This window comes from Chamaesiphon sp. OTE_8_metabat_110, from assembly GCF_031382685.1.
Lineage (GTDB): Bacteria > Cyanobacteriota > Cyanobacteriia > Cyanobacteriales > Chamaesiphonaceae > Chamaesiphon.
Genome location: NZ_JANMZA010000623.1, coordinates 1 through 3,192, shown reverse-complemented (window position 1 = coordinate 3,192; position 3,192 = coordinate 1). Strand labels below are relative to the sequence as shown.

At 47.8% G+C, this 3,192-nt stretch carries 3 protein-coding genes; all 3 read right to left on the bottom strand.

Features of this window, described 5'->3' with window-relative positions; translation table 11 throughout:
* Positions 1-356 precede the first annotated feature (356 nt).
* Positions 357-914, bottom strand: a complete 558-nt coding sequence (locus RMO52_RS22400) for a peroxiredoxin (RefSeq protein ID WP_396135079.1) — start codon at positions 912-914, stop codon at positions 357-359.
* 152 nt (positions 915-1,066) lie between these two features.
* Positions 1,067-2,128, bottom strand: a complete 1,062-nt coding sequence (locus RMO52_RS22395) for a DUF3474 domain-containing protein (protein WP_310418740.1) — start codon at positions 2,126-2,128, stop codon at positions 1,067-1,069.
* 323 nt (positions 2,129-2,451) lie between these two features.
* Positions 2,452-2,955, bottom strand: a complete 504-nt coding sequence (locus RMO52_RS24875) for a phycobiliprotein lyase (RefSeq protein WP_396135080.1) — start codon at positions 2,953-2,955, stop codon at positions 2,452-2,454.
* Positions 2,956-3,192 lie beyond the last annotated feature (237 nt).

Below are 3,192 nucleotides of genomic sequence, written 5' to 3'. Positions count from 1 at the left end.
CGCTAATTTTAGAACTTGGGGCGTTAATATTAATTGCTATTCGCAAAACGTCTCCAGATGTTGACATTGAAGCAACAAGCGTCAAATAAGTAAGTAGATAGGCGTAGTTATTTTAAATACCGTAATTGTATGAAACGTGTGTGGTGGGCAGTGCCCACCCTACTGGATATCTAATATAAGTAGCTGGACATAATTAAAGTGACAATGACGAAATCGCCCTCACCCCGCCTTCGCCTCCGGCTCTGGCTCCCCTCTCCCAAGCTTGGGAGAGGGGTTGGGGGTGAGGGCAAAAGGCTGGCATCTTACATTTAATTCCGCCTAGCTACCTACTTGCCGCGATCGACTTAGCATTCTTCCTAGACTTTAGCAGTTTGAAGTCGATCGAGTTCGGTCAAGACTTCCTTACTGTGTGCTGTGGGATTGACATCTGTAAATGTCGCCCGTAAGACACCTTTAGGATCGATGATAAAACTATGTCGCATCGAGAAAATCCCCAGCCACGAACCATAGGCTTTACTCACAGCACCATTGGTATCAGCTAGAAGTGGGAACTTCAAACCTTCAGAGTCACAAAATTTGGCATGAGAATCGATCGAGTCTGCACTAACACCAACGATTTCTGTTTGGCGCTGCTGATACTGAGCGATATCTTGTTGAAATCTCCGCGCTTCTAACGTACAGCCAGAGGTAAAATCTTTGGGATAGAAATATAACACGACCCATTTACCTGCGTAATCTGCCAGTGATACCGTACCAGATCCCGTATTAGTGGGTAATGTAAATGTCGGTGCCGATTGGTTCAGCGTTGGTAATTTACCACCCATCGCATGAGCGCCTGGGGCAAAATTGCTCCACCCGAACATCGCGATCGCACAAATGGCAATTAGATTAGTTAAAAAGGAACGTTTATTCATGTTGGGAGTTGGGAGTTGGGAGTTGGGAGGGGGGATGGGGGGACGGGGAGACGGGGAGACGGGGGGATGGGGAGACAGAGAAGACGGATGGGGATGTGTTCCATTGCCTGTTACTCTCTCCCAACTCCCATCTCCCAACTCCCATCTACCCTCTACTTCGAGCGATAGTAGATCTTCGATCCAGTATTCGAGACATAGTGACAGTTCTCCTTGGCATCCCAGAAGGCTGCCCAGATGGAGCGATCGGATTTCCGATAATAGTCTCCCAAAACTGGTTTAATCGCCTCTGTAGCCTCTAGGAGGTGGTAGTGAGGAATCGATAGGAAGATATGGTGAGCGACGTGGGTGCCGATATCATGGTGAATATTATTAATAAAACCATAATCGACATCGATCGTCGAAATTGCACCTTTGAGGAAGTACCAATCTTTGCCGCGATACCAGGGGATATCGTCATCGGTATGATGGAGGAAAGTAACTAAATCTAACCAGACAACAAATCCCAGATAAGGCATGAGGTAAAACTTCACCAGCCACAACCAACCCCAGGTAAATGTCCCCGCCGCTACCAGTGCTACCATTGCCGCACACCAGATGCTGCTAGTGATGACATCCCACTTTTCCGACTCGCGAAACAGGGGACTAGCTGGATGGAAGTGCGAACCGCCCGGACGTTCGGGAGAACGACGGAATAAATATAACGGATAAGCCAGTAATAAAGTCAAATCGAACCGGAGAAACTTCTCCCACCACTGCATTTCATCGTATTTAGCTACAGAGACAGGGTACCAACTTTCATCGGTTTCGATATTGCCAGTATTTTTGTGATGTGTCCGATGGCTGATGCGCCAGCCGTGGTACGGAACCAAAATAAACGAATGTGAGATATGTCCGACGAGATCGTTGAGCCACTTGTGACGTGAGAACGAACCATGTCCGCAGTCATGTCCGATCACAAACAGTGCCCAGAACATGGTTGCTTGTGCGAACCAGAAGATCGGATAAAACAGCCAAGAGTCTAACTTGTACGCGATCGCATACAGCCCAGCTACAATTACGACATCACGGAAAAAATAAGATAAAGACTTCCAGGTAGAAGGCTCAAAACAAGATTTGGGAATTGCAGCGCGGACATCTTGGATCGTGAACGGCAGCCGTTCTCTTTCAAATATAGATGCGTTGTTGTCTACTGGCTCGACTAAATTAGATTGCACTTACTTTTAAAAATTACCTGAATAATAGACCAACCGCATTGTTACACTCAGCAACAATTTTCGCAACCGGGAGATCGCGGGATCGGTCTTTATTTATTAGGTGTGGGATGGGGGATGGGAGTTGGGGACTGGGAGACTGGGGGACTGGGTGACTGGGTGAATTTCGATCGCCCATTACCTCTTAGTATACAAAATAGGTGCAAAGCCTCACCGTTTAGGAGGAAGTTAAACCCGATCTCGTTGACTATCGTTATCCTTTAGCCTACTGCTAAGGCAGAAGCTATGCGAACAGACAGAGGTAATTATCAATTATCAATTATCAATTATTTCCCTCCCATGCGAATTTCTGAGTAGAAGGATGCGAGTGAATCGCCGCTGGCTTTAGTAACGATGGTGGTGCGGAGTCGGACATTATCACTTTCAAACCAGATCCGTTCATCCGCGCGAATATTATCGGTTTGGGTTATTAGTGTGAGCGCATTGTCATCGCCTAGGGTATATTGAGCGACTTGAGACTTCCCGCCAGTAAGATAAATAAATTTGCCAGTGTTAGCTGCTGATGCGTCGGAAATGGCAATTGCAATCGATTCACCCTGCGGTGTTGTGGCGTTTTGGGGCTGGGTATCCCAACTTACAGTACCTTTCCAAGTATATTTAATGCCGCCCCAAATAGAGCTTGGCTCGACACCTGATTGTTGGCACAGTTGGACTACTTGCGGATTGTCTATGGGTAAAATTTCGATCGCGAGATCGGATTTACCATGTTCTGATTGTTTGAGAGTTAGGTGCTGACTAGTCTTTTGGGAGAACCATTTGCCAGCACTCAGCTCAAAAAATTCGCGGACGTTCAGGGGGTAGAGGGTAGGGGGTAGAGGGTAGCGATTCGCGTAACTCCTGACGGAGAGGCTACGCCAACGTCGGGTTCCCCGACGGTTTAGCGGCGTTTTTATGTCTAGGGTTCCCCCCGAATAAAAAAGCGACGCATCGAACGGGAGGGAACCTCCCGTTTGTGTGCGTCAGCGACGCGCGTTCTGGAGGTTCCCTCCAGGTCGAGCGCGTCAAGA